We start from the raw sequence: 23883 nt of genomic DNA on the forward strand, positions 1-23883 counted from the left end.
CCGCCGGAACGGTCCGTCCCGCCCAGCGGCAGGCTTTCGTAGGTCGGTGGTTGATAGGCTCCGGACATGCCTTCGTCCGACCCCCCACAGAGCTCCGGATTCGCCGGCCTTCGGTCGACGAGTTGGCCGGTGCTCGGCATCTTGTCGTTCGGCGAGGAGCTGTCCGGATACGACCTCAAGAAGTGGGCGTCGTACAGCGTGCGCTTCTTCTACTGGAGCCCGTCGTTCAGTCAGGTGTACTCGGAACTCAAGAAGCTCGAGGAGCTGGGATACGTCACGTCGCGGACCGTCGTCGACGACGAGTCGCGCGTGAAACCCAAGCGGCTGTACAAGATCACGGACACCGGTATGGCCGTTATCCGCAGCTGGGCGCGTGAGGCCCCCATAGATCCGCCCGTGCTCAAGCACGGTGTGATGCTACGGATGTGGCTCGGCCATCTCACCGAACCCGATCACCTCAAAGAAGCTCTCCGCGAGCACATCTCGTACGTGGAGGGCATGAGCAGACAGGCCGGGCTCGACGCCCGCGACTCCGAGGTCGAACCGACGTGGGCCTTCGCGCACATGGTCAACAAGTGGTCGGAGCGCTATTACGCAGCCGAGGGCGAACTCGCGAAACAGATGCTCGCCGACATCGACGAGGCCACCCGGAGGATCCGGGGCGAGGACGCCCCGGAGCACCCCGGTGTTCCCAAACCCACTGAAACACATGCCATCCGCAGATCCCGCGCCGCCCTGCAGGAGTACCAGGCTGCCATGAAGGCGGCGCGGGACGCAGAAGAGGCGGAGGGCTGACCCGACTCAGCGTCGAGTGTCGTCGTCTTCGGTGAAACGGGCAGTCCAGCGTTCGAGGGCATCCTCGGTGGCTCCCCGTTGCAGGAGCCAGGTCCGCACTCCACCGGGTTCCGCGTCCCACGTGTCGAGAACACCCTGGATCGCCTCGGGAGGGGCGCCGACCAGGTCCCGGTTGGTGGGATGAACCCGCCCGAGTTCGGGCGCGAATCGGGTGATCCTGGCAAGCACCGCGTCCATGTGGTCGTTGGTCGCCGTGTAGTCGTCCACTATCTCCGCTGCGCCGACACCCGCAACACGCAGAAGCATTGCGACCGCGATGCCGGTCCGGTCCTTCCCGGCGGCACAGTGGAGGAGAATCGGGCCGGGTGCGGTGGCCGCCACGTCGAGGATCTCCGCCAGTTGTGCGCCGGCTCGGTCGAGCACCCTCAGGTAGAGATCGGCGAGTCGGAAATTCGGGTCCGGCCGGGCGACCTCGCTGTCCGACATCAGCGCGATTCGGTGGACCACGGTGTCGGCCGAATCGAACGGATGCGCGCGTGTCGCCTGTTCCCGGGGACTGCGCAGATCGACGACGGTCTGCGCGGGCCACTCCGCCACGCCGGTCGGCGATGCGTCACCGTCGACCGGAAGCGCGCTGCGGTAGAGCACCCCGCTACGGGTCTGCAGCCCGTCGGGGAGCGGTAAGCCACCGAGGTCACGCAGATTCGGTAGGACGGCGGTCTCGGCGACGGTCATGTGAGCTTCTTCCGTAGGTGGGAGGCGACGCGATCGAGGGTAACCACCACCACGAGAACGACGAGAACGATGGTGAGGACACTGCCGTATTCGAAGAGACGGAGCTGCTGCGTCAGTTCCATTCCGATACCGCCCGCACCGACGATACCGAGAAGGGAGGCAGCGCGAACGTTCCCGTCGAGCATGAGCAGTGTGTAGCTCGCGACGGTCGGTGTGCTCTGCGGCAGGAGGACCCAGCTGATGCGCTGCGCCCGGCTCGCCCCGGACGCCGCCGCAGCTTCCCATGCGCGCATGTCGGTCGTTTCGAAGATGTCGGCGAACAGACGTGCCATCCCGGCGGCGGAACCGATGATGATCGCCAGCGTTCCCGCGAGTGGGCCGAGTCCGACGGCCGAGACGAACAGCAACGCCCACATCAGCTCGGGAATGGCGCGCGTGAGGTTGATCGAGCCGCGGGCGGCGTGGTGAAGCCAGGCCTGGTCGAACACCGAGCGTGCCGCGAGCAGCGCCCACGGTATGGCGAAGAGCACTCCGACCGTGGTTCCGATGACGGCGATCGCCAGGGTCTCCCCCATGAGGGCGATCGCGGTGGGGAGGATGGCGAGGTCGGGCGGGAACATCCGTCCGACGAAATCGGCGATGTTGGGGATGCCGTCGAGCAGAGCGGCCACCGAAAATTCGGTGGCACCTGCCGCCCAGAGAAGGACGGTCGACACGATGACCACCCCGGCCGCGGTCTGCCAGGACGGTCTCCGCAGAGCCGCCAGGTCGGCCGTGCTCTCGACTGCCTCCGGCTTCGGTTCGGTATCGAGTGTCATCTCACTGCACCCCCACGGGAGAACGAGCCGGATCGGCGTAGAGGAGATCGAGGTCGGACGAGGACACGTCACCCACCGGTCGGTCGAACACGAGGCGGCCCGCGCGAAGCCCGATCAGGCGGTCGGCGACATGCCTTGCCAGGTCGACGTCGTGCAGGTTCAGGACCGCGGTGAGCCGTTCGACGCGCGCGAGACGGACGATGTCGTCGACCACCCCGCGTGCGAGCACGGGATCGAGGTTCGCGACCGGTTCGTCCGCCAGCAGCATGTCCGGCTGCTGGGCGAGGGCTCGTGCAATCGCGACCCGCTGCCGCTGTCCGCCCGACAATGCATCGGCGCGTTTACGCAACTGCTCGCCGAGGCCGAGTCGCCGCACGCTCTCGACGGCGATCTCCCGGTCGCTGCGCCGAACGAAATGCAGGAGGCTGGGCAACACCGGCTGGTACGCGAGGCGCCCGATCAACGCGTTGGACAGCACCGTCGCGCGCTCGACGAGCTGAAACTCCTGGAACACCACACCGACCCGGGCATGTGCGCGGCGCCGGGCCCGACCGCGCAGCGTGCCGCGGTCCTCGCCGTCGTGCAGAACGCGGCCGTCCGTCGGAATCTCGAGCCCCGCCAGGCAACGCATCAGCGTCGACTTCCCGGCGCCGCTGCGGCCGAGGACGGCCACGATCTCACCGGCGTGAACCCGCAGCGACACGGACTGGAGGGCGGTCGTACCGTCCGGATAGCGGTAGCTCACGGCGTCCGCCTCGAGTCGCGGAGACATAACGACGTCGCTCATTTCCGCGACAACTCCTCGAGATCCACGCCGAGCTCGCTGGCGGCGTCCCGGAAGAGGTCGAAATCGGCGGCGGTCGCTTTTTCGAAGCTGGTGGCGTTCGCCACGCCGAGCGCCGCCGCATTGTCGCCGTCGACGAAGGAGTCGACGATGCCCTGTTCGAGGGCCGGATCGAGGTCCTTGCGGGCGATGATGACCAGCGACACCGGGATCGGGTCGGATTCGGCGACCACCCGTTGCGTCGAACCGTCGATGACGCCCTTGTCCACCATCGTCTGATACGACGATCGGGCATCGGCGGCGCAGTCGACCGAACCCTGCTTCACCGCGAGTTGGGCGGTGTCGTGGCCACCCGCATAACTGCCCTCGATGTCGGTGTCCGGGTTGATGCCGGCCCGCTTCAGCAGGAGCTTCGGGATGTAGTTGCCGCTGGTCGATCCGGCGTCGACGAAGGCGATCTTGCGTCCACGGAGATCGTCGATCGAGTCGATGCCGGTGTCGGTACGACACACGAACACCGAGCTGTACGCGGCGCCCTTGGCGACCACGAGAGGCGTGACACCGGCAACTGCCTCGGCCAGCGGTGTCGGGAACGGGCTGAATGCGGCCACATCGATCAGTCCCGAACGCATCGCCTCCACGATCGACAGGTAGTCACTGGTGGGCTTGACCTCGACGGGCTTACCCGAACCGGTGGCGATCAAGTCGGTGATCGGCGCGAACTTCGCCTGCAGGCCGGCGTTGGCCTCGGAGGGCGGTAGGCCGACCTTCAGAACCGCGGGTGCACCGCCGTTCGCGGCCGAATCGCCGCACGCGGCGGCGCCACAGACGGTCAGAGCGCAGGTCGCTGCCGCCAGGGCTCGGCGCAGTCTCGGGTTGTTGCTCACGGGAGGCCTCTCGAATCTGTCATTGGGGGTGATCGAAGATTCATCTAGACAAGTAGACGTTCGCACCCATCGAGGTTTCGAGCAGATGAACCGTTTCCCAACAGATATATCGAACCTCGCACCGATCCCCTCGACAGACCGAACTCATCTAGACTTCCGGCATGTCGAGCGCTCTTCGTCGCAGCAAGGTTCCCCTCTACCGGCAGGTGCAGGAGGTGCTGGAGCGCCGGCTCGACGGCGGATCGCTCCGCCCTGGCGACAAGTTGCCACCTGAAACCGAACTCGCGGCCGAACTCGGCGTCAACAGGCTGACGGTGCGCCAGGCCATCGGTGAACTCACCCGGGCAGGCCGCGTCGTCGCACGGCAGGGCGCCGGAACGTTCGTCGCGCAGCCGCCGCAGCATTTTCCGATCGAGCTGACGCCTAGCTACATCAACGATCCGGACGGCATGAGCCACGCCTTCGCCGCGGTCGGGCGGCACGTCACCGAGTTCCTCGTCTCGAGTGAGGTGGTCCTGGGCGGCACCGCCCCCGAAGCCGAGGAGAATCTGCCCGGGTGCCGGCTCCGCCGCATCGACACTGTCCTCGCGGTGGACGGCGACCCCTGGTTCGTCAACTCTTACTGGTTGGACGACAAGCGCTTTCGCGGTATCACTCGCCTCCTCGGCGAGGGAACACCGATCTACTCGGTGTGGAACGACGCGTACGGAGTGCGCCTTCGGGCCGCGTGGCGTTCGTTCGGAGCCGGCGCGGCCACGCCGCGGGTCGCGGAGCTGCTCGACATTCCCACCGGCGCCGCCGTCGTCCTACGCGATGGGCTGAATCTCGACGAGGACGGCAAGGCCACCGTCTACATCAACCGCTCGTGCCGCAGCGACCGAGTGCGGTTCGTGGCCAACTACGTCGCGGCGCCATAAATCTACTGCCGACAAAGGCCCCGGCTCGAGTTCAGGCGGAATGCCGGTCGGCACGGCCTGCGCTCGGCGTCGCAGTCGCCATGTAGTTGCGCCAGGTTCCCTTGGCCGCCATGCGGATCGGAGCGGTCAGCCGGTGGTCGAGCTTGATCTGGCTGCTGGGTCCGCAGACGGAAATTGCCGCCACCACGTTGCCCTCGGTGCCCACGGGCACGGCAACACAGCTGACGCCCACGAGGTCCTCTTCCCGGTCGTACGCCGCTCCGCGTTCACGCGTCTTCTGCAGCTCCGCGCGAAAGGCCGCCGGTGAGTCGATGCTGAACCGGGTGCTGCGCGGCAGACCGGCGTCGACGACGCGGTCGACCACGTCCTCGGACGAATGGGCCAGCAGCACTTTGCCCACGCTCGTACAGTGCGCGGGCTGGCGGCCGCCCACCCGCGACGGAAGGCCGACCCCGAAGCGTCCGGCGATCTTCTCGAGATAGACGACGTCGATGCCCTCGAGGATGGCGAAATGGACGGCATGGCCGGTGAGGCGGTGCAGTTCGTGCAGGAAAGGAAGCGCGGCACGGTGCAGTCGGTCCTGGTGCACGGCGAGCGAACCGAGCTCGAACAGTCGCATACCGAGTTCGTAGTCGCGACCTTCACGTCTCAGCCACCTCAGCTGCACCAGCCGCTCGAGCATCCTGTGCGCGGAGGAACGCGGCAGTCCCGTGCGGCGCACGATCTGGGCGAGGGTGAGCCGTCCCGGACCGTCGAAGGCGTCGAGGAGAAGAGCGGCCCGATCGAGGCCGGCGGTGGGGGTTGCGGGGCTGAGTGTCGTAGTCATGGGGACCTCCGTTGCGCCGCTGTGCAGGAGAACGACGCGTTGTGTGACTGGCGACACTTACTATAAATAGGCATATACCTATTTGCAATACGCCAGCCAGCCCGACAGCAAAAGGCCCGGTACCCGCATCGATCGACGCAGGTACCGGGCCTCGAGCAGCCGCTACATGGCGGCCAGCGGTTCGCTTCCGGACCAGTCATGGCCCCAGTAGCTGTCAGCGGTGATCTCTTCGGCCGAGTAGTACTTCTCGTCCACCTTCATGCCCTCGGTGCCGAACTCGATGTCCCAGCCACCGGAGGCACGCACGTAGAACGACACCATCTTGTCGTTGGTGTGCCGGCCCAGCGTGGAGGACACGGAGAACCCGTCCTTCACGACCCGGTCGAGGGCTTGTCCGACGGCGTCGAGTGTGTCGACCTCCACCATGATGTGCACCAGTCCCGGGGCGCCGCCGTGCGGTGCGGGGCACAGCGCCAGGCTGTGGTGCCGCTCGTTGACACCCATGAAGCGGACCCGCATCGGGCCGAACTCGGGCGGCGCCGGGATCCGGAAGGCGCCGCGGGGCAGGAACCCGAGAACGTCGGTGTAGAAGTCGAAGGCCCCATTGATGTCCATCACCGGCAGCACCACATGTCCGAGTCCCTGCGCGCCGGTCACGAACTTCGCGCCGAACGGGGTGACCACCGGAGTGTGATCGAGGACGGCGCCGTGGAAGATCTCGATCGTCGCCCCGGTCGGGTCCTGGAAGGTGACCACCTCTTCGACGCGGCGGGCGTCCGCTTCTTCCACCGACAGCGGCTTCACCGCGATCCCGGCGCCTTCGACCGCTTCCTGCACGCGCAGCAGGCCCGCATGATCGCGGACCTCCCACCCGATGGTGACCACCTCGTCGGTGTCCCCCGGAACGACGACGATGCGGGCGGCACGCTCGTCCATGCGGAGGTAGAGGGCATCCGTGTCCGGGCCCTTGCCCTCGGCGAACCCGAGGACGTCGAACGCGAACGTGCGCCACCGTTCGAGGTCGTTGGTCTGGATCTTGACGTAACCCAGTCCCTTGATATCGGTCATAGTGTCTGTCCTTCTCCGTGTTTCGGTAACGCCGGTCAGATCATCGACTTGAGGTTGTCGGCAGGGTCGAGGCCGAGCGAGCTGAGCGCCGATGCGTGGTACACGGTGCTGGGGACATGAATGGCGTGAGCCAGCCCGGCGTGGGCGTCCCGCCAATACCGCTGCAGCGGCTTGTCCATCCGCAGAGCGTTACCGCCGGACCGCGCGAAGATCTGATCGACGGCGGTGACCGCCCGCCATGCGGCCCGGACCTGCGTTCGGCGACCGGCGGCTCGGTCCTCGAAGCTGACCTCCTTACCGGATTCGACCAGGTCCCAGATCTTGTCGACGTTCGCGAGGAGCTCCTGCCGCGCCGCATTGATGTCGGCCGCGGCCTCGCCGACGGCGAACAGCACGTAGGGGTCGTCCTTGATCGCGGTGCCCTGGGCCCCGACACGGTCTCGCTGATAGTCGAGGTGCGCGGCGAGGGCGCCCTCCGCGATTCCCACGACGGCCGAGGAGATGCCGAGCGGGAACATCGTCGACCACGGCATGTTGTACAGCGTCTCGGTGCGGCCGAACTTCTGCACCGCCGTGCCGTTCATGACCTCGTCGGCGTCCATGACCCGGTAATCGGGGACGAAGGCGTTCCGGACGATGATGTCCTTGGAACCGGTGCCCTTCAGCCCGACGACATTCCACGAATCCTCGACGATCTCGTAGTCACTGCGCGGAAGAATCATGTGCAGCATCTTCGGCGGCAACGCCATCGCGCCGTCCTTGTCGCCCAGCATGGCGCCCAGGAAAATCCAGTCGCAGTGATCGGTGCCGGACGAGAACTGCCAGCGCCCGTTGAAGAGGTAGCCGCCGTCGACCGGTGTCGCGATGCCGGTGGGCGCGTACGGCGAGGCCATCCACGTGTCGGTGTCCCGGCCCCACACCTCCTCCTGCACCTTCGGGTCGGCGAATGCCAATTGCCACGGGTGGACGCCGACGATGCCGCACACCCAGCCCGTGGCGGGGTCGAGGGCGGCGGCGGCCATCACTGTTTCCGCGAATGCGCGTGGATGTGCCTCGAAGCCACCGTAATTCGCCGGTTGCAGAAGCTTGATCGGCCCGGCCTCGCGGAGCTTCTTCGCGGTGTCGTCGGGCAGCCGGCCGATTCGCTCGGCCTCGGGAGCCTGGTCGCGGAGCTCATCCGCGATGGCCATGATGTTGTCGAGAACCTCGTAGGTCATCGTTCGTGTCCTTTGTCTCTGAGCCCGCTCAGGCGTGGGTGTCGAGCGGTACGACGCCGTTGGCGAGGTTGTCGGCAACCTCCGCCTCCCAGCTCTGCACCGCCCGGGTGGTGTCGATCTCGAATTCGAAGCGCTTGGTCATGTCTTCGGTGATGTCCTCGACATCCACGTAGAACTGCTGGTACCAGCGGCGCAGCTGATACACCGGCCCGTCTTCCTCCGACAGCAGCGGGTTGTCGATACGCGACTTGTTGAGCCAGATGTCGACGTCCTGCTTGAACCCGAGTTCGACGCCCTCGGCGAATTGGGCCGCCATGCCGTTGGCCATCTCGTCCGACAGCCCCTCGGGCTTCTTGACCATGGCGCCCCACTGCAGCACGAACGAGTTTGACGTCACCGGGTAGTGGCAGTTGATGAGCACCGTCTCGATCATCATCCCGTTCGCCTCGCTCCACAGCTTGTCGATCATGTAGGACGGGCCGAAGTACGACGCGTCCGAGCGCAGCGTGGAGTTGGGGTCGTCGTAGCTGGTGCCCACCGAGATGTCGTGGCGTGGCGTCGACCGCATGTACTGGGTGGCGACGTGCCCCTCGAACACATTCTTGAAGTAGCGCGGGAACGAGAAGTGGACGTAGTAGAAGTGCGCCATGTCGACCACGTTGTCGACGATTTCGCGACAGTGCGAACCCTCCACCAGCAAGGAGTTCCAGGTCCAGTCCGTCCACTCCGAAGACCCGACGCCGTCGATCTCGGGGATCGTCACGTCGGCCGGCGGTGGGTTGCCCTGCGGGTCGTTCCAGACGTAGAGCTGTCCGTTGCGCTCGAGCGTGGTCCAGGCACGGGTGCGTGCGAGAGGGGGAACGCGTCGCGCGTAGGGAATTCCCGTGCACTTGCCGTTGCCGCCCCAACGCCAGTCGTGGAACGGGCAGGCGATGGAGTCACCCTTGACGGTGCCCTGCGCGAGGTTGCCGCCCATGTGCCGGCAATACGCGTCCAGCACACTGAGGGTGCCGTCGGAGGTCTCGAACACCACCAGGGACGTGCCGAACGCATCGACCTGATGCGGGGCGCCGTCCCGGAACGTCTTGGCCAAACCCAGGCAATGCCACCCGCGCGCGAATCGCGTCGGGGCAGAACCTACCTCGATCATCCGAACTTCGTCACCGTCTACGGCACCATTGCGCACCATGTCTACCTCCGCCTCGCTGTACGTCAAGAACACCCTCGGGGTGTGGTGCAGCTCATAGTCGGCTCGTCGCGTCCAGTGCGGTACCCAGCTCTCCCACTGAGCGAGAATCTTTCGCAAAGAACCCGGTTCCCCTCCCGTTGACAGGGAACGCGGCCGTCGCGCGGGCCCAGCACGATTAGCGTGCACTTCACGCACACCCTCGACATCGGGAGGACCGATGGCCGCCGCCACCACGACTCACACCCGCACAGCCTGGATTCGGCACCTCTGCGACGGCTCTCGCACGCCCGGCACAGCTCTTCCGACGAGGGCCGTCGAGCAGGATTATGTCCTTCTTCACCCGGATCAGTTGTGCGAGGAACTTCGCCTGCGGTCCCGGACGGACGGCACCGAGGTGCTGGTACAGGGCCGGGATTCCGACGAGAGGCTCGTTGTCGAATTCTGGTCCAACGTCGTCGGTTCAGGGCCCGCCGACTCCGCAGCCGACCTACTCGAGCAACACTGTGCCGATCGGCATTTCGGAACCTTGCGCCGGTTCCGTACCCGTATTCGGCGAGAGATCACCACCGGCGCCCGGTATTCCGCTGCCGTGCAGCAGACCTACGTCCAGGACGGCGCCCGAATGGTGGACGTCACCGTCACGTGCACGCTCGGCGGTGACGTGCTCGCTCAGGCCTGGGCCACCTATGCTCTCCCCAACTAACTTTCGCGCGGTTTCCGACAAAATGAAGAGCCGCGCAGGCAATTGCCTGCGCGGCTGACCATTGTCTCGGCAACTACCCCACCCGGTCGGCCAACCGAGTTCGAGACCGGCAGAAGTCGAAACCCCGAAATCCCTCGTCCGCGACGTCGGCCAAGATCTTCCCGTACGCACCGAAGCCGCCGATATACGGCATGAAGACGCGAGGCTTCCCCGGAATGTTCGCTCCCATGTACCACGAATTGGCCAGGGGGAAGAGAGTGGCGGACGCCAGCTCCCGGCAATGCTGCACCCAACGGTCCGTAGCCGGAACGGTCGCCTCGATCGCGTCGTAGTCGTTCTCCCACAGGTGCTCGATGCAGGCCGCGATCCAGTCGATGTGCTGTTCGGCACCGAGAACCATGTTGGCCAGCACCGACGGACTACCCGGGCCGGTCACGACGAACATGTTGGGGAACCCCGGAACACCGACTCCGAGATACGTCTTGGGCCCCTCGCTCCAATACTCGGCGAGGGACACACCCGCCCGCCCCACAATGCGCATTCGATCGAGGGCGCCGGTCATGGCGTCGAAACCGGTGGCGAACACCAGCGTGTCGAGGGTGTACTCGGTGTCGGTGGTGGTGATGCCCGACGGGGTGATGGACTCGATCGGTGTCTCTTTCAGATCCACCAGCGTCACATTCGACCGGTTGTAGGTTTCGAAGTAGTGGGTGTCGGTGACGATGCGCTTGGTACCGATGGGGTGATCGTTCGGGATCAACTTCTCGGCAATCGCCGGGTCGTCGACCAGCCGGCGAATCTTCTGCTCGGCGAATTCGCGTGCGGTGGCGTTGGCGGCATCCGTCTTGGTTTGATCGGGAAAGGTTTTCGCGAACAGGACCCCACCCAGCTTCCAGCGCTCCTCGTAGGCGGCGCGGCGTTCCTCCTCGGACACCTCCAGCGCAGACTTCGGATGCGCGTTGTACGGCGAGCCGCCGCCACTCTCGCGGGAGAGCCTGCGACGTTCGGCGTAACCGGCCTTGATCGCGCGCCGCATCTCGTCGTCCCACGACATATTGCCCGCGGGAACGCTGTAGTTCGCGCTGCGCTGGAACACGTAGAGGTGATCCGCCTGCTCGGCGATGAGTGGGATCGATTGGATCCCCGACGACCCGGTGCCGATCACCCCGACTTTCTTACCGGTGAAATCGACTCCCTCGTGTGGCCAGTGACCGGTGTGATGGGTGTCGCCCGAGAAGGTTTCGCGCCCAGTAATGTTCGGCATATTGGCGGTGGACAAGGCACCCGTCGCGAAGATGCAGTACCGGGCCGTCAGGATGTCGCCGCGGTCGGTGCGCACCTCCCACCGCAACGATTCCTCGTCCAGCTCGGCCGACATCACCCGGGTCTCGAACAGGAAGTGGTCCCTGAGGTCGAAACGGTCGGCGACGTGGTTGATGTACGCCAGGATTTCGGGTTGCGTGGCGTACTTCTCGCTCCAGTTCCACTCCTGCTCGAGCTCAGGGGAAAACGAGTACGAGTAGTCGACGCTCTCGACGTCGCAGCGGGCTCCGGGGTAGCGATTCCAGTACCAGGTTCCGCCCACACCCGCGGCGGCCTCGATACCCCGGACGGTCAGGCCGAGGCTCCGCAGTTTGTACACGGCGTACAGTCCGGCGAATCCGGCGCCGACGACCACCGCATCCACGGTGTCGATCCGGTTCGCACGAGCAGCATCTTCGGTGCGTGCACTCACGGGCGCGCTCCTCTCCCAGTCGATGGACATAGCCGGCAAAACGCCTGACTGGGACGGTAGGTGGAGACGGGCAGGCCGCCCCAGACCCGTTCCCGGTGAGCGGTCCCCACTCCTGGCCGACGCTGGGTGTACTCAGAATTCGATTCGGAGATGTTCGCTGACGGGCCGCGCCTGGCAGGCGAGAATGTAGCCGTTCGCGATGTCTTCGGGATCGAGTATCGCGGCACTGTCCATCGAGACCTCTCCCTCGATCACGGTGCACGCGCACGAACCACATTCGCCCTCACGGCACGAATACGGGACTTCGAGCCCCTTGGACAGCATGACGTCGACCAGGGTGGCTGCGCGTGGCCAGCTGAGGTTATGGGTGTCGCCGTCGAGCTGCACCTCGACCGTGGCCGTCGACCCCTCGTCACCGACGGGAATTTGCTCGACCCCAGGCGCGAACGGATCACCCGACAGTGAGGTGAACACCTCGGCGTGCACCTTGTTCCGGGGCATGCCGACGAGCGCGAGCGCCTCGTGAATTGCGCCCATGAACGGTCGTGGTCCGCACACATAGGCCCGGCGGTCGTGCCACCGATCCGACAGACTCGCCAACTGCCGCGCAGTGGGCAGGCCCTGCACACTCTCGAGCCAGTGCACGACGGTGAGCCGATCGTCGTGGCGGGATGCAAGCTCGCGCAGCTCCGCCGCGAAGATGATCGACCTCTCGTCCCGGTTCGCGTAGAAAAGCATGACCCTGCCGCTGCCCTGACTCAACGCGGACTTCAGGATCGACATCACCGGGGTGATCCCACTGCCCGCGGCGAACAGGAGCACGTCCTCGTCGAGATCGACCGGCGTGAACGCTCCTGCCGGCGGGAGAACCTCGATTCGGTCACCGACGTCGACGTGATCGCACAGCCAGTGGGAACCGTAGCCGTCCGCGGTGCGCTTGATCGTGACCTTCGGGAGGTCGTCGGTGAACGGCGAGCTGGCCAACGAGTAGCACCTCGCCACCGACCCGGATCGATCGCTCGGAATACGCAGCGTCAGAAACTGGCCGGGTTTGTAGGCGAATTCGTCTCGCCGTTCGGGCGGAACGTCGAGTACCAACGATCGCGCCTCGGACGTTTCCTCCACCACAGCGGCGACGGTCACCACTACTGATCGTGAATTGCGCGGTGTTGTAACGGTCGTCATCGCGACGGTGCCCTCTCGGTATGGGAGTTCGATCCTGCCGAAACTAGTGGAGACCGGCGGCGGCGGCCGTGGGCTTTCCCGGTGGGCGGGATCAGCCGTCAACCCCACCGGGACTGGCCACCGTCCAGCGGGATCGTCGCCCCAGTGAGGTAGCCGGCGTCCTCACCTACCAGGAAGACGACGGCACGTCCGATGTCGGTTTCGGCGTCGCCGACTCGCCCGAGCGGGATACCCGCCACGAACTCGGCTGCCTCCTCGGGATTGTCGTCCATCCAGCGTTCGAGGGCCGGAGTCTTCGCGTGCGGCGCGACGGAGAGCACCCGAATGCCGTCGGAGCCCCATTCGCAGGCAGCCGACCGGGTCAGTGAGCGCATTCCCTCCTTGATCGAACCGTAGGCGCCGTAATTGCTCGCGTCCCAGCGCACCGCCGCCGAGGTCACCAGATTGACGATCACGCCGCCACCGCGGACCTTCATGTGCGGATGGCACGACTGCATCATGCGGAGCGTCGCGAGCGGTCCCGTCGCGAACGACCGCTCGTACTCCTCGTCCCGGACGGACAGAATCGGGCCCGGCTTGCAGTCGTTGGCGTTGTTCACCAGGATGTCCACTCCACCGAAAGCGTCGACGGTGCGTTCGACGGCGGCCACGATGTCGTCCCGTCTGCTGACGTCGCAGACGACGGGCACGCTGTGTGCCCCCAGCGCCGTGAGGCGCTCGCAGGTGCCGACCAGTTTCGATTCGGTTCGGCCCGCGACCGCGATGGCCGCTCCTTCCTTGGCCAGGGCGAGGGCGATTCCCTGTCCGATCCCCTGCCCCGCGCCGGTAATCAACGCGACCTTGCCGTCCAGCTTGCCCATACCCACTCCTGTTCGCCTACTATCGGTTCCGATACCTCCGGCCGTCGTTCGACGACCGGCCCCACTTCCGCTGAGCGTCAGTGTTTCTCGCGCTCTCCCCATCTCAGAGGACTACCGTGACTCTCCCCAACCCCCTCGATTTCCGGAACCGCGCCGTGGTCGTCACAGGCGGCACCAAGGGCATCGGATTCGTCATCGCCCAGTCGTTCCTCGAGGCGGGCGCCGACGTCCTCGTCTGTGCGCGCACTCGCCCGGATGTGCTTCCGGCACACAGTGACCGCACCGTGTATTTCCGCGCGACCGACGTGCGCGACGCCGACGACGCCGCCGCGCTGATCGACGACGCCGTCACCCGGTTCGGCCGCCTGGACGTGCTCGTCAACAACGCCGGCGGCTCCCCCGACGCCGACGCGGCCACCGTCTCGCCGCGCTTCGTCGAGAAGATCATCGCCTTGAACCTGTTGGCGCCCTTCACTGTCGCCCAGTCGGCCAATGCCGTGATGCAGCAGCAGCCCGAGGGCGGTGCCATCATCAACATCGGAAGCGTCTCCGCTCACGACCCCCAGCCCGGCACCGCCGCGTACAGCGCCGCGAAAGCCGGTCTGCTCGTCCTGACCAAGGCGCTTGCGCTCGAGTGGGCCCCGAAGGTGCGGATCAACCACATCACCACCGGGCTCATCCGCACAGACAGCGCCGCGACGGTCTACGGCGACGACGGTGGAGCCGCCGTCACCCGTACCCTGCCCATGGGCCGGATGGCGGTGCCGTCGGACATCGCGGGCGCCTGCCTGTTCCTGGCGAGTCCGCTGGCGTCGTACGTCAACGGTGCCGATCTCGCCGTTCACGGTGGTGGCGAGTACCCGGCCCGCTTCCTCGCCACCCACCCCGACCGCTCGTGACGCTGCTAGCCGAACGCCGCGCGGGCCCCGGCGATCACCGGGTGCCCGCCGTGGACGAGCTCGAACGACGCGCCAGCCGCGTCACCCCACGCCCGCAGAACCGGTGAGTCGCCCGGGAACACCGGGGCGGCGAACCGGCCCTCCACTTCCACCAGGTCCGCGGGGTGTACGCCCAGTTGGCGCGCCAATTCGAGGGTGCTCGCCGCCAGTGTGCACAACCCGTGCATGATCGGCCGGGGCTGGCCGATCCGGGCGGCCGCCGCCGGGTCGAGGTGAATGTGGTGCCGGTCCCCGGTCAGCCGGTACAGCGCCGCCTGATTGTCCGCAGTGTTCACCACCGCGTCCACGGTCGGCTCACCCTCTGGCCGAGCCGGTTTCGACGGCCCACGCTCCCCGCCGAATCCACCCGCCCCCGGCGCGAACAGCGACCAGGTGGCCACGAAGAAGTCGGACTCGACGCGCACCTCGAATACCGCCGCCGACCCCTTGTCCCACACCTCACCCACCGATGCCGACAGGGCGATGTCACCGCGGCGTGGGAGCGGCGCGCGCACCGTCAGGTTCTGCGAGCCGTGCAGCGCGGTCTTCGTGTCGAAGGCACCACGTGATCCCAGCTCGTCCGGTGCCCACTGCGCGAGAGTCAACGCGAAGGTGGGCAGCACCCGCAGCCGGTCCTCGAAGACGAGGTCCAGTTCGGTGGCGCGGGCGCCCACAGCCAGCGCATACAGAATCGCGTCCCGCTCGTCGTAGGCCACGGTACGAGTGCCGAGGTCCTCGCCTCGCCACGCCGCCGCAGACCTATTTTGTGTGCTCGTCATGTTCAGTCCTCACTGCTCAGGATCAGGCCGCTGGTCGGTACTGCAGTGCCGGCGGTCACCAGCACGTTGCGAATGTCGTCCGGTTGAGTGGTCGAGGTTCCGCGGATCAGCCGGACTGCCTCCGCGATCCCGTTCACTCCGTGCAGGTACGCCTCGCCGATCTGCCCACCGTGGGTGTTGGCCGGCAGACGCCCTCCCACCTCGAGGTTGCCCTCGCGGATGAAGTCCTTGGCCTCGCCCGGCTTACAGAAACCGAGCTCTTCGAGCTGTGGCAATACCAGCGGGGTGAAGTGGTCGTAGAGGATCGCGGCCGAAATGTCCTCCGGCGTCAGACCACTCTGCCCGTACAACTGCCGGGCCACCAGTCCCATCTCGGGGATTCCGGTGATGTCGGGCCGGTAGTAGCTCGCCATCATGTGCTGGTCCTTGCCGGAACCCTGAGCGGCGCCCGCGACGAAAGCGGGTTTGTGCGCCAGGTCGCGAGCGCGTTCCGCCGACACGATGACGAGCGCCTGACCGCCATCGGTTTCCTGGCAGCAGTCCAGTAGGTGCAGGGGTTCGGCGATCCACCGCGAGCTCTGATGGTCCTCGAGCGTGATGGGCCGTCCGTAAAACCAGGCCGCAGGATTATCGGCGGCATGCTTGCGTCCGACCACCGCGACTCGCCCGAAATCCTCACTGGTGGCGCCGTACTGGTGCATGTAGCGACGCGCGAACATGGCCACCCACTGCGCCGGCGTCGACAGTCCCTGTGGTGTCAGCCAGGCATATGCGGCCCGGTCGGCGGTGCTGTCCATAGGCCGGTCGTGCTGGCCGAGTCCGTAACGCACCCCGGATCGTTCGTTGAAAGCGCGATAGCAGACCACGACGTCGGCGATTCCGGTGGCGACGGCCATCGCCGCCTGCTGCACGGTTGCGCAGGCGGCGCCGCCGCCGTACCCGATGCGGGAGAAGAACTTCAACTCTCCGATGCCCGTGTTGCGGGCGACGAGCACCTCTCCGTTGGTTTCCGCGGTGTAGGTGGACAGTCCGTCCACCTCGGCGGGGTCGATGCCGGCGTCGGCGAGTGCCGCGACGATCGCCTCACACGCCAGCTGGAGTTCGCTGCGTCCGGAGTTCTTGGAGAACTCGGTGGCGCCGATGCCGACGATGGCGGCCGCACCCGACAATGGGCTGATCACTGAACTCCTCCCGCGGCCCGGGCGACGGTGACGGTTCCGGTCACGTGATCACCGAGGCTGTTGGCGCCGCGCACCTTCACGGTGACCACCCCGTCCTCGTTCGAGATCACCTCGCCGGTCAACGTCAGTACGTCGCCGGGATAGTTCGGGGCACCCAGGCGAATCGCGATGCGTCGCAACGACGCCTGCGGTCCCGCCCAGTCGGTCACGAACCGCCCCACCAGGCCGTTGGTGGTGAGGATGTTCATGAACACGTCCTTCGAACCACGTTCCACGGCCAGTGCGGGATCGTGGTGGACGTCCTGGAAGTCCCTGGTGGCCAGTGCGGTGGCCACGATGAGGGTGCGGGTCAGCGGAATTGCCAGTTCGGGCAGGCCCGACCCGACCTCGACCTTTGTGAAGGGGCGGAGGGCACCGGTCGCGGTGCTCATGCGACCACCTCGACCCCGGATGCGAGCAACGCCCCGAGCCGTGCCAGGTCGGAGGCGGAGCCGCCGAGGGTTGCCGCGAGTTGTTTACCCCACAGCAGGTGGCGGTGCACCGGGTAGTCCGTGTCCACGCCGATGCCGCCGTGCACGTGCTGGGTTCGGTGCACCACCCGCTGACCGGCGTCGGTAGCCCACCACTTGGCCACCAGCACCGCAGTTCCCGGGTCTTCACCGTTCGCGAGGAGCCACACGGCTTGCCACAACGTCACCCGCATCGCCTCGAGATCGATGTAACAGTCCGCGAGTTGATGAGTGACTGCCTGGAAGGTGGCGAGTGGGCGACCGAACTGGTTGCGTTCGTTCAGGTAGGCCACGGACTGACGCACCGCGTCCTCTCCGACACCCAGTTGCAATGCGGCAAGCGCTAATTCGACCCGATCCTGAAGCCAGGCGGGTGGGGTGCCGTCCGCGGGACCGAGAAGCTCCGCGGGTGTCGCGTCGAACGTGACGTTCGCGCAGATTTCGTGAGTAGTCGATGCACCCCGTTCGGCGGTCACTCCTTCCGACCGTGGGTCGACCAGGAACAGCGCCACACCGGACGGGGTCGCGGCCGACACGACGACCCGTTCGGCAGCGTGCATCACCGGCACCGCGGCTTTCGCACCGGTCAGCCGCCACCCACCGTCGACCTCGGTGGCCGTCGTCGACGGGACCCCGTCTCCGTAGGGCCCGAATTCTTCGATTCCGATGGTGAGGAACAGGCTGCCGTCGGCCGCAGAGGACACAAGGGCATCCCGTTGGTCCGGTGTCCCGAACTCGCAGATCGCGAGCGCGCCGAGCACGTGCGGCCACAACGGAACCGGGGCCACGTGCCTGCCCTGCTCCTCGAGGAGGACGTAGAACTCTGGCAGACCCATACCGCCGCCACCGAGATTCTCCGGAAGGGCGATTCCGAGGAGACCGGTGCCGGCCAGTTCACGCCAGAGGTCTCCGTCGATGCGCTCCGCCGAGGATTCGACCTGCTTGATCCGCTCGGGGGTTGCCTTCGCGGCAAACACATCGGAGGCAAGTCCGCGGACCGCCTGCTGTTCCTCGCTGAAGGTGAAATCCATCAGTGCTCCCTCGATCGTTGGGGCCGGAAGGTGGGGAGCGTGAGTTCGGGATCGGCGTCGATCCAGTCGAGCTCCACCGGCATTCCGATAAAGACGTGTTCGGGTTCGACGTCCGTCATGTTCGCGATCAGGCGTGTGCCCTCTTCGAGTTCGATCACCGCCACGATCAGGGGGTAGTCGAAGGCATCGATCTTCGGGTGGTGATTGACGACGAATGTGTAGACGGTGCCGCGACCACACGCGTCGACGGTGTTCCACTCCGTGGAGCGGCACTGCCCGCACATGGGTCCGGTCGGATGCCGCAACACACCGCACCGGGCGCAGCGCTGGATCACGAGGCGGTGCTCGCGCGCGGCCTCGAACCAGAACGCATTGTCGGCGTTGAGGGCCGGGCGCGGACGAAGCGCGCGCGGGGCCGCTTTCCGGGTGGGCCGGAAGCGGAGGGTCCGCCACCGCTGGGTCCCGACGACGACACCGTCACCGTTTCGGTACGTCTTGAGGGTGGTGACGAAATGCCCCGCTCCGAGACCCGTCTGCTTTTCCTCGGAGACGGCTTCGACCACCTCCGTCGCGCTCACCCGCTCCCCGGGACGCAGTTCGACGAAGAACTCCTGATCGGAATCTGTCGCCACCACCGAGGTGAACCCCGCACTGTCGAAGGTCTCGATCAGCTCGGTCCAGACGGCGGACGGATCGGCACCGGACATCTTGTCGGCGTACGTGCGCATCGTCCACACCTGCAACATCGACGCCGGGGCGATCGCGCCCTCACGTCCGGTGTCGCGTGCGGCGTCGTCGTCGAGGTAGACGGGGTTGGTGTCGCCCATCGCCTCGGCCCAGTGCCGGATCATCGGAGTGTTCACCGGGTCGGGGCCCCACGTGGCCGGGACGATCGTCCGGCCTTCGAAGGCGCGTAACCGGGCGAGTAGCTCACTCACGTCGCCCTCTTCTCGCGCACCAGGCCGAGACCTCGAGTGCCCACCATGTCCCGCAGCACTTCGTTGACTCCACCACCGAACGTGTTGACGACGCTCTGCCGGGAGATCTGTTCGATCTGCCCCGCCAGGACGGCGCCAGGCGAACCGGGGCGCAACCGGCCGGCGGCACCGAGAATTCCGAGTAGCGCCCGGTACACGTCGACGTGCGTTTCGGTGCCGTAGGTCTTGGTGGCGCCCGCGTCAGCGCCCGACAATGTGTCGTTCGCGACGGCGGCCGTCATCTTCCAGTTCATCAGGCGCATGGCCTCGAGCTTGGCGTGGGTGCGTGCGAATTCAGTTTGCACCCAAGGGATCTCGAGGGCGTCGGTCGCCCTGGCCCAGTCGAGTACCTGATGCCACAACCCGAGTGTGCGGCCACCGAGGGCCGCGAGGCCGATCCGCTCGTGATTGAGTTGGGCGGTGATCAGCTGCCACCCGCCGTCGACGGCTCCTACCACGTCCTGATCGCCGACGCGGATTCCGCTGTAGTAGGTGGAGGTGACCGTCAGACCGCCCACCGTGGAGATCGGTGACCAGCTGAACCCGGGATCGTCCGTCGGCACGATCAGAATTGAAATACCCCGGTGTTTGAGCGCTGTCGTATCGGTGCGGCACGCGAGCCACACGTAGTCAGCTGTATTGGCCCCGCTGGTGAAGATCTTGTTGCCGTCCACCACCCAGGAGTCGCCGTCGCGGACCGCCCGCGTCTGCAACGACGCGAGGTCTGTGCCGGCGCCGGGCTCGGTGTATCCGATGGCGAAGACGATCTCACCGGCCAGGATGCCGGGGAGGAACCGTGCCTTCTGCTCCTCGGTGCCGTACTTCATCAAGGTGGGGCCGACGGTGTTGACGGTGACGAAGGGAAACGGCAGCCCGGCCCGTTGCACCTCGTCGAAGAACACGAACTGCTCCTCGACCGACCGGCCCTGCCCGCCGAATTCGACGGGCCAGCCGATACCCAGCCAACCGTCCTTGCCGAGCAGTCGCACGATCTCGCGGAAATGCTCCCCGCCGACGCCCTCCTCACCCGCGATACGCCGCTTCTCCTCGGGCAGCAGTGCCGCGAAGTAGGCCCGCAACTCCCTCCGGAGTTCCCGCTGCGCGGGCGATTCCCTCGAGTCCATCAGCGTTCTCCTCATGCCTGTCGCTACGTTCGTTCGCGTGGCTGCAGCGAACGTCGTTCTGGACGCTAACCAGCGGCCCGGCGCCTCGGTGGCGATGTCTCGGTCACCGGGAGGTGGGCATAGCAGAGGTCGGCGGCCCGCTGGGATGGCCGGGCCAGCCTGCGTGGTGGAGACGAAGACGGTCAGTGGGCGCAGGCTCCGAGAACACCCATCCGCGCAGCGCGAGGAACCGGAGCACGCCGACGAACGCGCTGACCGCGACCATCAGGATTGCCTGCGGGAGACCGCTCGCTGACGGCAGCCAAAGGTCGAGCAGCGCAAGCGAAATGGTGCTGAGTAGCAGCCCGAGGATCGCGAGCCCGCCACCCTCCCACTGCGCGTGGAACCAGTGAACCCGCGCGGAGGCCTGGAACGTGAGCCTGCGGTGGAGTTCGTTGGCCAGCGCGGTACTGATCAGTGCACCGGCCACGTTGGCCGCAAACGCATCCCAGGAACAGAGCAGGAGGAATACGAGCGCATAAACAATATTGCTCGATCCGCCGACAACGACGAATCGGACGAATTGCGCGAGGACCCCTGCGCCGCGTGTTCGTTCCATCTCCATGCCGAGACAGGGTACACCGATCGGTTTCCGTAGTTTTCGCACGTTAGAGCCCCGCGCTTCGCGGGGTTGCAACAGAAAACCGATCGGTTTACGATGGCGGCGACGGAATAGTGAAGCTGCCGAAGGCTCTGTGGTGTCGCCTGCACCAACGGCGCGCGTTCACGACTGAAGCACGCCTCCGTGGTCAATCATTCCGACCGGGCCCTCACGGTGCCCCGCCCGACACGACAAAGGACACATTGATGCCTGAGCGCAATCCCATCCTGATCACCGGTGCCGCCGGCGAAATCGGTGGCGTGAGTCGCACGATGGTCGACATGCTGCTTACCCAAGGCCACCCTGTGCGCGCATTCGTGCGACGGGATGACGAACGCGCACACTCCCTGCGCCAAGCCGGGGCGGAGGTCTTCGTCGGAGATCTACTCAACATCGCCGACGTGACCACAGCATTGAAGGGTTGCAGTCGCATCTACTTCAGCATGAGCTTGTCGCCCTACTACACCGACGCCGTCACGCTGATGGCCGCGGCGGCGCGAGATCGAGGTGACATCGAGGTCTTCGTCAACATCTCCGAGTACGAGCAGTCCTTCATGACCTTCGAGAAGCTCTCTGCACCAGAGGAAGAACGACGTTCGTGGCTCGGGGGTCTCGTTGCAGATTGGTCGCCGCAGCAACGTGCCCACTGGATCGCAGAGCAGGTTCTGGACTGGTCAGGCATCCCGACCGTCAACGTGCGGGCAGCCATTTTCGTTGAAAACCCCCTCATGACCTGGCTCGCGCTCGGCCCGTTGAGCAACGGTGAACTGCGCCTGCCCTTCGGCGACCAGAGATTTGCACCCATCGCTGCGTTCGACGTGGCGGAACTGTGCGCGAAGATTCTGGTCGACCCTGCACCGCACATCTCGAAGTCCTACGAGCTCACCGGTCCGGAACTGAAGGACATGCACGAATTCGCGAAGGACTACGCGGCCGTGCTGGGACGGGAGGTGATCTACGTTCCCGAAGAGGTCGAAAGCTGGAATGAGACCTACGTGGACAGCGCCCTGGCCGAGTATCCGCACATTGCGGAGCACTTGAAGACCTTGGCCCGGCTGATCGCGGGAGGGGGATACCGTGGCAGCACCGATCAGTTGGAAACCCTTCTCGGGCGTCCGCCGAAGACCGTGCAGTGGGCCCTCGAGAACCATCCGCGCATCCGAAAGCTGGCGTCCACATAGGCCGCTGAGATCCGGCTCGCCGGACTGTTCATCGGGGGGGTGTTCAGGCGACGAGGTTTGCTGCCGCCCAATCCATGTGGGTCTGGATCGCACGGGCGGCCTCATCGGCATCACCGGTTTCGATGGCGTCGACGATGGCACTGTGGCGGCCGACGTCCATGTTGCCGACGGCGCGATCGAGGCCGGCGAACATGATCGACATCCGGATGGACCCTTCGAGGGAGATCCACGAGTGCACCAGTGTGTCGTTACCGGTGAGAGCGCACATGGTGCGGTGGAAGTTCAGATCGGCCTCGATGCGGGCTTCGAGAACGGCGGTGTCCATGACCTCGAGGGCAGCGCGCAACTCCGCGATGACGGTGGTGCGGTCGGCCAGGCCGGCGAGTTCCCGGACCGCCAGCGCCTCGAGTGCGGCGCGAACGGCGAAGATGTCGCGGATCTCCTTGGAATCGAGATGCCGGACATAAAGGCGACCGCGCGCGCCTGCCGTGATCAATCCTTCTTGCTGGAGCTGCCGCATCGCCTCGCGGAGCGTGCCGCGGCTGATCTGCAGCTTCTCGGACAGTTCGGTCTCCACGAGGGGGCTGCTCGGCGCGAGTTCCCCGCTGGTGATCGCGACCCGCAAGGCGGCGACGGCTTGCTGACGGAGACTGGTCTTCTCCAGCCCGAGCAGTGCGGCGGGTTGTCCGGCCATGGTTGCCTCCGTGGGATCTGCGATCAACTGTCGACAAAGGTCTGTTGACAGCAACCTGTTGACAGCCATCGTACGGCCCCCGCCGCCGGGCCTGCGGCGAGGGCCGTACGAGCTGGTCATGCCAGTTCGCCCAGAACCTTGGCGACGATACGGTCCGTGCTGAGGCCGTACCGTTCGTGCAGGGTGGGCAGGGCGCCCGCGTCGAGGAACTGGTCGGGTAGGGCGATCGGCACGATGCGTTTACCGAGTCCGGCAGTGACGACGGCGGCGGCCACGGTTTCGAAAAGCCCGCCGATCACGGTGTGGTTCTCCAGGGTGACCACCAGCCGGTCGGTGTTCACCTCGGCGAGGACGGTCTCGGCGTCGAACGGTTTGATCGTGGGCGTGTGCACGACCGCCACGTCGACGTTGTGCTCGGCGAGTCGGGCGGCGGCCTGCAGTGCGCGCATCGTCATCAGCCCGCTGGTGACGAAGACGACGTCGTTGCCGCCGCGGAGCACCTTCGCCTTGCCGAGCTCGAAGGTGTAGTCGTACTCGTCGAGCACAGTCGCGACCTTCCCGCGCAGCAGCCGCAGGTAGGTGGGGCCGTCGGAGGCGGCGAGTTGCGGGACGGCCTGTTCGATGTCCACCGAGTCACACGGATCGACGATCGTGAGGTTGGGGATGCCACGGAAGATGGCCATGTCCTCGGTCGCCTGGTGGCTGGGACCGTAGCCGGTGGTCAGGCCGGGGAGTCCGCCGATGATGTTGACGTTGAGATTCGGTTCGGCGATGTCGAGGCACAGGAAGTCGTAGGCGCGGCGTGCGGCGAATACCGAGTACGTGGATGCGAACGGAACCAGCCCGGTCTCGGCCATCCCCGCGGCGGCGCCGAACAACAGCTGCTCGGCCATCCCCATCTGGAAGAACCGGTCGGGGAACTCCTGCGCGAAGATGTGCATATCGGTGTACTTGGCGAGGTCGGCGGACAGGCCGACGATGTTGTCGTTCTCCCGGGCGGCTTTCACGAGGGCGTGTCCGAACGGCGCCGTGGTGGTCTTTTGGCCGTCGTCGACGAACGAGGCGATCATCGCCGACGTCTTGAGCTTCGGCTTACTGGCGGTGGTCATC

25 protein-coding genes are annotated in these 23883 nt (G+C 66.2%); 5 read left to right on the plus strand and 20 right to left on the minus strand.

Annotated elements, in window-relative coordinates:
- The first annotated feature begins 66 nt into the window (after nucleotides 1-66).
- Entirely contained in the window at nucleotides 67-795 is a 729-nt protein-coding gene (locus JQT59_RS04820; protein ID WP_213574975.1) for a PadR family transcriptional regulator, read from the plus strand.
- A gap of 6 nt (nucleotides 796-801) precedes the next feature.
- On the opposite strand, the gene JQT59_RS04825 is transcribed toward JQT59_RS04820, so the two are convergent.
- Genes JQT59_RS04825 through JQT59_RS04840 form a run of 4 tightly spaced genes read right to left on the minus strand, consistent with a single transcriptional unit; the run spans nucleotide 802 to nucleotide 4019 of the window.
- Entirely contained in the window at nucleotides 802-1530 is a 729-nt protein-coding gene (locus JQT59_RS04825) for a tyrosine-protein phosphatase (protein WP_213574976.1), read from the minus strand.
- Nucleotides 1527-2348 (minus strand): phosphonate ABC transporter, permease protein PhnE, encoded by an 822-nt coding sequence (gene phnE, locus JQT59_RS04830; RefSeq protein ID WP_213574977.1) that lies wholly within the window; start codon nucleotides 2346-2348, stop codon nucleotides 1527-1529. The genes JQT59_RS04825 and phnE overlap by 4 nt, the downstream gene beginning before the upstream one ends.
- A 1-nt stretch (nucleotide 2349) precedes the next feature.
- Nucleotides 2350-3135, minus strand: coding sequence for a phosphonate ABC transporter ATP-binding protein (gene phnC, locus JQT59_RS04835; RefSeq protein WP_213574978.1), 786 nt, complete (start codon nucleotides 3133-3135; stop codon nucleotides 2350-2352).
- Nucleotides 3132-4019 (minus strand): phosphate/phosphite/phosphonate ABC transporter substrate-binding protein, encoded by an 888-nt coding sequence (locus JQT59_RS04840; RefSeq protein WP_213574979.1) that lies wholly within the window; start codon nucleotides 4017-4019, stop codon nucleotides 3132-3134. Before JQT59_RS04840 ends, phnC begins: the two co-directional genes overlap by 4 nt.
- 161 nt (nucleotides 4020-4180) lie before the next feature.
- On the opposite strand from JQT59_RS04840, the gene JQT59_RS04845 reads away from it, so the two are divergent.
- The gene (locus JQT59_RS04845; protein WP_213574981.1) at nucleotides 4181-4936 is read left to right on the plus strand and encodes a GntR family transcriptional regulator; all 756 of its coding nucleotides are present in this window, start codon (nucleotides 4181-4183) and stop codon (nucleotides 4934-4936) included.
- Nucleotides 4937-4967: 31 nt separating this feature from the next.
- Here the strand turns inward: JQT59_RS04845 and JQT59_RS04850 are convergent, their stop codons facing one another.
- The 4 genes from JQT59_RS04850 to JQT59_RS04865 form a co-directional block, all read right to left on the minus strand.
- Entirely contained in the window at nucleotides 4968-5762 is a 795-nt protein-coding gene (locus tag JQT59_RS04850; RefSeq protein WP_109325736.1) for an IclR family transcriptional regulator, read from the minus strand.
- A gap of 162 nt (nucleotides 5763-5924) precedes the next feature.
- Complete coding sequence (gene bphC / locus JQT59_RS04855) at nucleotides 5925-6830, minus strand: biphenyl-2,3-diol 1,2-dioxygenase (RefSeq protein ID WP_213574983.1); 906 nt, start codon at nucleotides 6828-6830, stop codon at nucleotides 5925-5927.
- A 35-nt stretch (nucleotides 6831-6865) separates the two neighbouring features.
- The gene (locus tag JQT59_RS04860) at nucleotides 6866-8047 is read right to left on the minus strand and encodes an acyl-CoA dehydrogenase family protein (RefSeq protein WP_159918644.1); all 1182 of its coding nucleotides are present in this window, start codon (nucleotides 8045-8047) and stop codon (nucleotides 6866-6868) included.
- A 28-nt stretch (nucleotides 8048-8075) separates the two neighbouring features.
- Nucleotides 8076-9236 carry a 3-ketosteroid-9-alpha-monooxygenase, oxygenase component gene (locus JQT59_RS04865; protein WP_213577430.1) on the minus strand — a complete coding sequence of 387 codons (1161 nt, stop codon included), beginning with the start codon at nucleotides 9234-9236 and terminating at the stop codon, nucleotides 8076-8078.
- A gap of 217 nt (nucleotides 9237-9453) precedes the next feature.
- Between JQT59_RS04865 and JQT59_RS04870 the strand changes: the two genes are divergently transcribed.
- Nucleotides 9454-9939, plus strand: a complete 486-nt coding sequence (locus JQT59_RS04870; RefSeq protein ID WP_213574984.1) for a hypothetical protein — start codon at nucleotides 9454-9456, stop codon at nucleotides 9937-9939.
- A 73-nt stretch (nucleotides 9940-10012) separates the two neighbouring features.
- Here the strand turns inward: JQT59_RS04870 and JQT59_RS04875 are convergent, their stop codons facing one another.
- The 3 genes from JQT59_RS04875 to JQT59_RS04885 form a co-directional block, all read right to left on the minus strand.
- Nucleotides 10013-11674 (minus strand): flavin-containing monooxygenase, encoded by a 1662-nt coding sequence (locus JQT59_RS04875; RefSeq protein ID WP_249354127.1) that lies wholly within the window; start codon nucleotides 11672-11674, stop codon nucleotides 10013-10015.
- Nucleotides 11675-11806: 132 nt separating this feature from the next.
- The gene (locus JQT59_RS04880) at nucleotides 11807-12859 is read right to left on the minus strand and encodes a ferredoxin--NADP reductase (protein ID WP_213574988.1); all 1053 of its coding nucleotides are present in this window, start codon (nucleotides 12857-12859) and stop codon (nucleotides 11807-11809) included.
- A gap of 98 nt (nucleotides 12860-12957) precedes the next feature.
- Entirely contained in the window at nucleotides 12958-13719 is a 762-nt protein-coding gene (locus tag JQT59_RS04885) for an SDR family NAD(P)-dependent oxidoreductase (protein ID WP_213574989.1), read from the minus strand.
- A gap of 116 nt (nucleotides 13720-13835) precedes the next feature.
- On the opposite strand from JQT59_RS04885, the gene JQT59_RS04890 reads away from it, so the two are divergent.
- Nucleotides 13836-14618, plus strand: a complete 783-nt coding sequence (locus tag JQT59_RS04890) for an SDR family oxidoreductase (RefSeq protein WP_213574991.1) — start codon at nucleotides 13836-13838, stop codon at nucleotides 14616-14618.
- A 5-nt stretch (nucleotides 14619-14623) separates the two neighbouring features.
- Here the strand turns inward: JQT59_RS04890 and JQT59_RS04895 are convergent, their stop codons facing one another.
- The 7 genes from JQT59_RS04895 to JQT59_RS04925 all read right to left on the minus strand — a co-directional run bounded on the left by JQT59_RS04895 (nucleotide 14624) and on the right by JQT59_RS04925 (nucleotide 20862).
- Complete coding sequence (locus tag JQT59_RS04895; RefSeq protein WP_213574993.1) at nucleotides 14624-15436, minus strand: MaoC/PaaZ C-terminal domain-containing protein; 813 nt, start codon at nucleotides 15434-15436, stop codon at nucleotides 14624-14626.
- Between the two features lie 2 nt (nucleotides 15437-15438).
- Nucleotides 15439-16617 (minus strand): lipid-transfer protein, encoded by a 1179-nt coding sequence (locus tag JQT59_RS04900; RefSeq protein ID WP_213574995.1) that lies wholly within the window; start codon nucleotides 16615-16617, stop codon nucleotides 15439-15441.
- Nucleotides 16614-17048 carry a MaoC family dehydratase gene (locus JQT59_RS04905; protein ID WP_213574997.1) on the minus strand — a complete coding sequence of 145 codons (435 nt, stop codon included), beginning with the start codon at nucleotides 17046-17048 and terminating at the stop codon, nucleotides 16614-16616. Before JQT59_RS04905 ends, JQT59_RS04900 begins: the two co-directional genes overlap by 4 nt.
- Nucleotides 17045-18157 carry an acyl-CoA dehydrogenase family protein gene (locus JQT59_RS04910; protein WP_213574999.1) on the minus strand — a complete coding sequence of 371 codons (1113 nt, stop codon included), beginning with the start codon at nucleotides 18155-18157 and terminating at the stop codon, nucleotides 17045-17047. The genes JQT59_RS04905 and JQT59_RS04910 overlap by 4 nt, the downstream gene beginning before the upstream one ends.
- Entirely contained in the window at nucleotides 18157-19095 is a 939-nt protein-coding gene (locus JQT59_RS04915; RefSeq protein ID WP_213575001.1) for a bifunctional MaoC family dehydratase N-terminal/OB-fold nucleic acid binding domain-containing protein, read from the minus strand. Before JQT59_RS04915 ends, JQT59_RS04910 begins: the two co-directional genes overlap by 1 nt.
- Nucleotides 19092-20258, minus strand: a complete 1167-nt coding sequence (locus JQT59_RS04920) for an acyl-CoA dehydrogenase family protein (RefSeq protein ID WP_213575003.1) — start codon at nucleotides 20256-20258, stop codon at nucleotides 19092-19094. Before JQT59_RS04920 ends, JQT59_RS04915 begins: the two co-directional genes overlap by 4 nt.
- A gap of 103 nt (nucleotides 20259-20361) precedes the next feature.
- Nucleotides 20362-20862, minus strand: a complete 501-nt coding sequence (locus JQT59_RS04925) for a GtrA family protein (protein ID WP_213575005.1) — start codon at nucleotides 20860-20862, stop codon at nucleotides 20362-20364.
- Between the two features lie 242 nt (nucleotides 20863-21104).
- On the opposite strand from JQT59_RS04925, the gene JQT59_RS04930 reads away from it, so the two are divergent.
- The gene (locus tag JQT59_RS04930; RefSeq protein WP_213575007.1) at nucleotides 21105-22079 is read left to right on the plus strand and encodes an NAD(P)H-binding protein; all 975 of its coding nucleotides are present in this window, start codon (nucleotides 21105-21107) and stop codon (nucleotides 22077-22079) included.
- A 43-nt stretch (nucleotides 22080-22122) separates the two neighbouring features.
- On the opposite strand, the gene JQT59_RS04935 is transcribed toward JQT59_RS04930, so the two are convergent.
- A complete protein-coding gene (locus tag JQT59_RS04935) occupies nucleotides 22123-22773 on the minus strand; it encodes a GntR family transcriptional regulator (protein ID WP_213575009.1) in 651 nt (216 codons plus the stop codon).
- 116 nt (nucleotides 22774-22889) lie between these two features.
- Nucleotides 22890-23882, minus strand: coding sequence for a transketolase family protein (locus JQT59_RS04940; RefSeq protein ID WP_213575011.1), 993 nt, complete (start codon nucleotides 23880-23882; stop codon nucleotides 22890-22892).
- Between the last annotated feature and the right edge of the window lies 1 nt (nucleotide 23883).

It is taken from the genome of Rhodococcus sp. USK13 (genome assembly GCF_018343855.1).
In the GTDB taxonomy this organism is placed as follows: Bacteria; Actinomycetota; Actinomycetes; order Mycobacteriales; family Mycobacteriaceae; genus Rhodococcus_F; species Rhodococcus_F oxybenzonivorans.

Bases quoted from the DNA above. Each gene is read 5' to 3' on its own strand.
- JQT59_RS04905 (WP_213574997.1), bottom strand. From the start codon at position 17,048: ATGAGCACCGCGACCGGTGCCCTCCGCCCCTTCACAAAGGTCGAGGTC.
- JQT59_RS04845 (WP_213574981.1), top strand. From the start codon at position 4,181: ATGTCGAGCGCTCTTCGTCGCAGCAAGGTTCCCCTCTACCGGCAGGTG.
- JQT59_RS04870 (WP_213574984.1), top strand. From the start codon at position 9,454: ATGGCCGCCGCCACCACGACTCACACCCGCACAGCCTGGATTCGGCAC.
- JQT59_RS04920 (WP_213575003.1), bottom strand. From the start codon at position 20,258: ATGGACTCGAGGGAATCGCCCGCGCAGCGGGAACTCCGGAGGGAGTTG.
- JQT59_RS04850 (WP_109325736.1), bottom strand. From the start codon at position 5,762: ATGACTACGACACTCAGCCCCGCAACCCCCACCGCCGGCCTCGATCGG.
- JQT59_RS04940 (WP_213575011.1), bottom strand. From the start codon at position 23,882: ATGACCACCGCCAGTAAGCCGAAGCTCAAGACGTCGGCGATGATCGCC.
- JQT59_RS04895 (WP_213574993.1), bottom strand. From the start codon at position 15,436: ATGACGAGCACACAAAATAGGTCTGCGGCGGCGTGGCGAGGCGAGGAC.
- phnE (WP_213574977.1), bottom strand. From the start codon at position 2,348: ATGACACTCGATACCGAACCGAAGCCGGAGGCAGTCGAGAGCACGGCC.
- JQT59_RS04925 (WP_213575005.1), bottom strand. From the start codon at position 20,862: ATGGAGATGGAACGAACACGCGGCGCAGGGGTCCTCGCGCAATTCGTC.
- JQT59_RS04865 (WP_213577430.1), bottom strand. From the start codon at position 9,236: ATGGTGCGCAATGGTGCCGTAGACGGTGACGAAGTTCGGATGATCGAG.
- JQT59_RS04820 (WP_213574975.1), top strand. From the start codon at position 67: ATGCCTTCGTCCGACCCCCCACAGAGCTCCGGATTCGCCGGCCTTCGG.
- JQT59_RS04880 (WP_213574988.1), bottom strand. From the start codon at position 12,859: ATGACGACCGTTACAACACCGCGCAATTCACGATCAGTAGTGGTGACC.
- phnC (WP_213574978.1), bottom strand. From the start codon at position 3,135: ATGAGCGACGTCGTTATGTCTCCGCGACTCGAGGCGGACGCCGTGAGC.
- JQT59_RS04930 (WP_213575007.1), top strand. From the start codon at position 21,105: ATGCCTGAGCGCAATCCCATCCTGATCACCGGTGCCGCCGGCGAAATC.
- JQT59_RS04935 (WP_213575009.1), bottom strand. From the start codon at position 22,773: ATGGCCGGACAACCCGCCGCACTGCTCGGGCTGGAGAAGACCAGTCTC.
- JQT59_RS04860 (WP_159918644.1), bottom strand. From the start codon at position 8,047: ATGACCTACGAGGTTCTCGACAACATCATGGCCATCGCGGATGAGCTC.
- JQT59_RS04885 (WP_213574989.1), bottom strand. From the start codon at position 13,719: ATGGGCAAGCTGGACGGCAAGGTCGCGTTGATTACCGGCGCGGGGCAG.
- JQT59_RS04825 (WP_213574976.1), bottom strand. From the start codon at position 1,530: ATGACCGTCGCCGAGACCGCCGTCCTACCGAATCTGCGTGACCTCGGT.
- JQT59_RS04910 (WP_213574999.1), bottom strand. From the start codon at position 18,157: ATGGATTTCACCTTCAGCGAGGAACAGCAGGCGGTCCGCGGACTTGCC.
- bphC (WP_213574983.1), bottom strand. From the start codon at position 6,830: ATGACCGATATCAAGGGACTGGGTTACGTCAAGATCCAGACCAACGAC.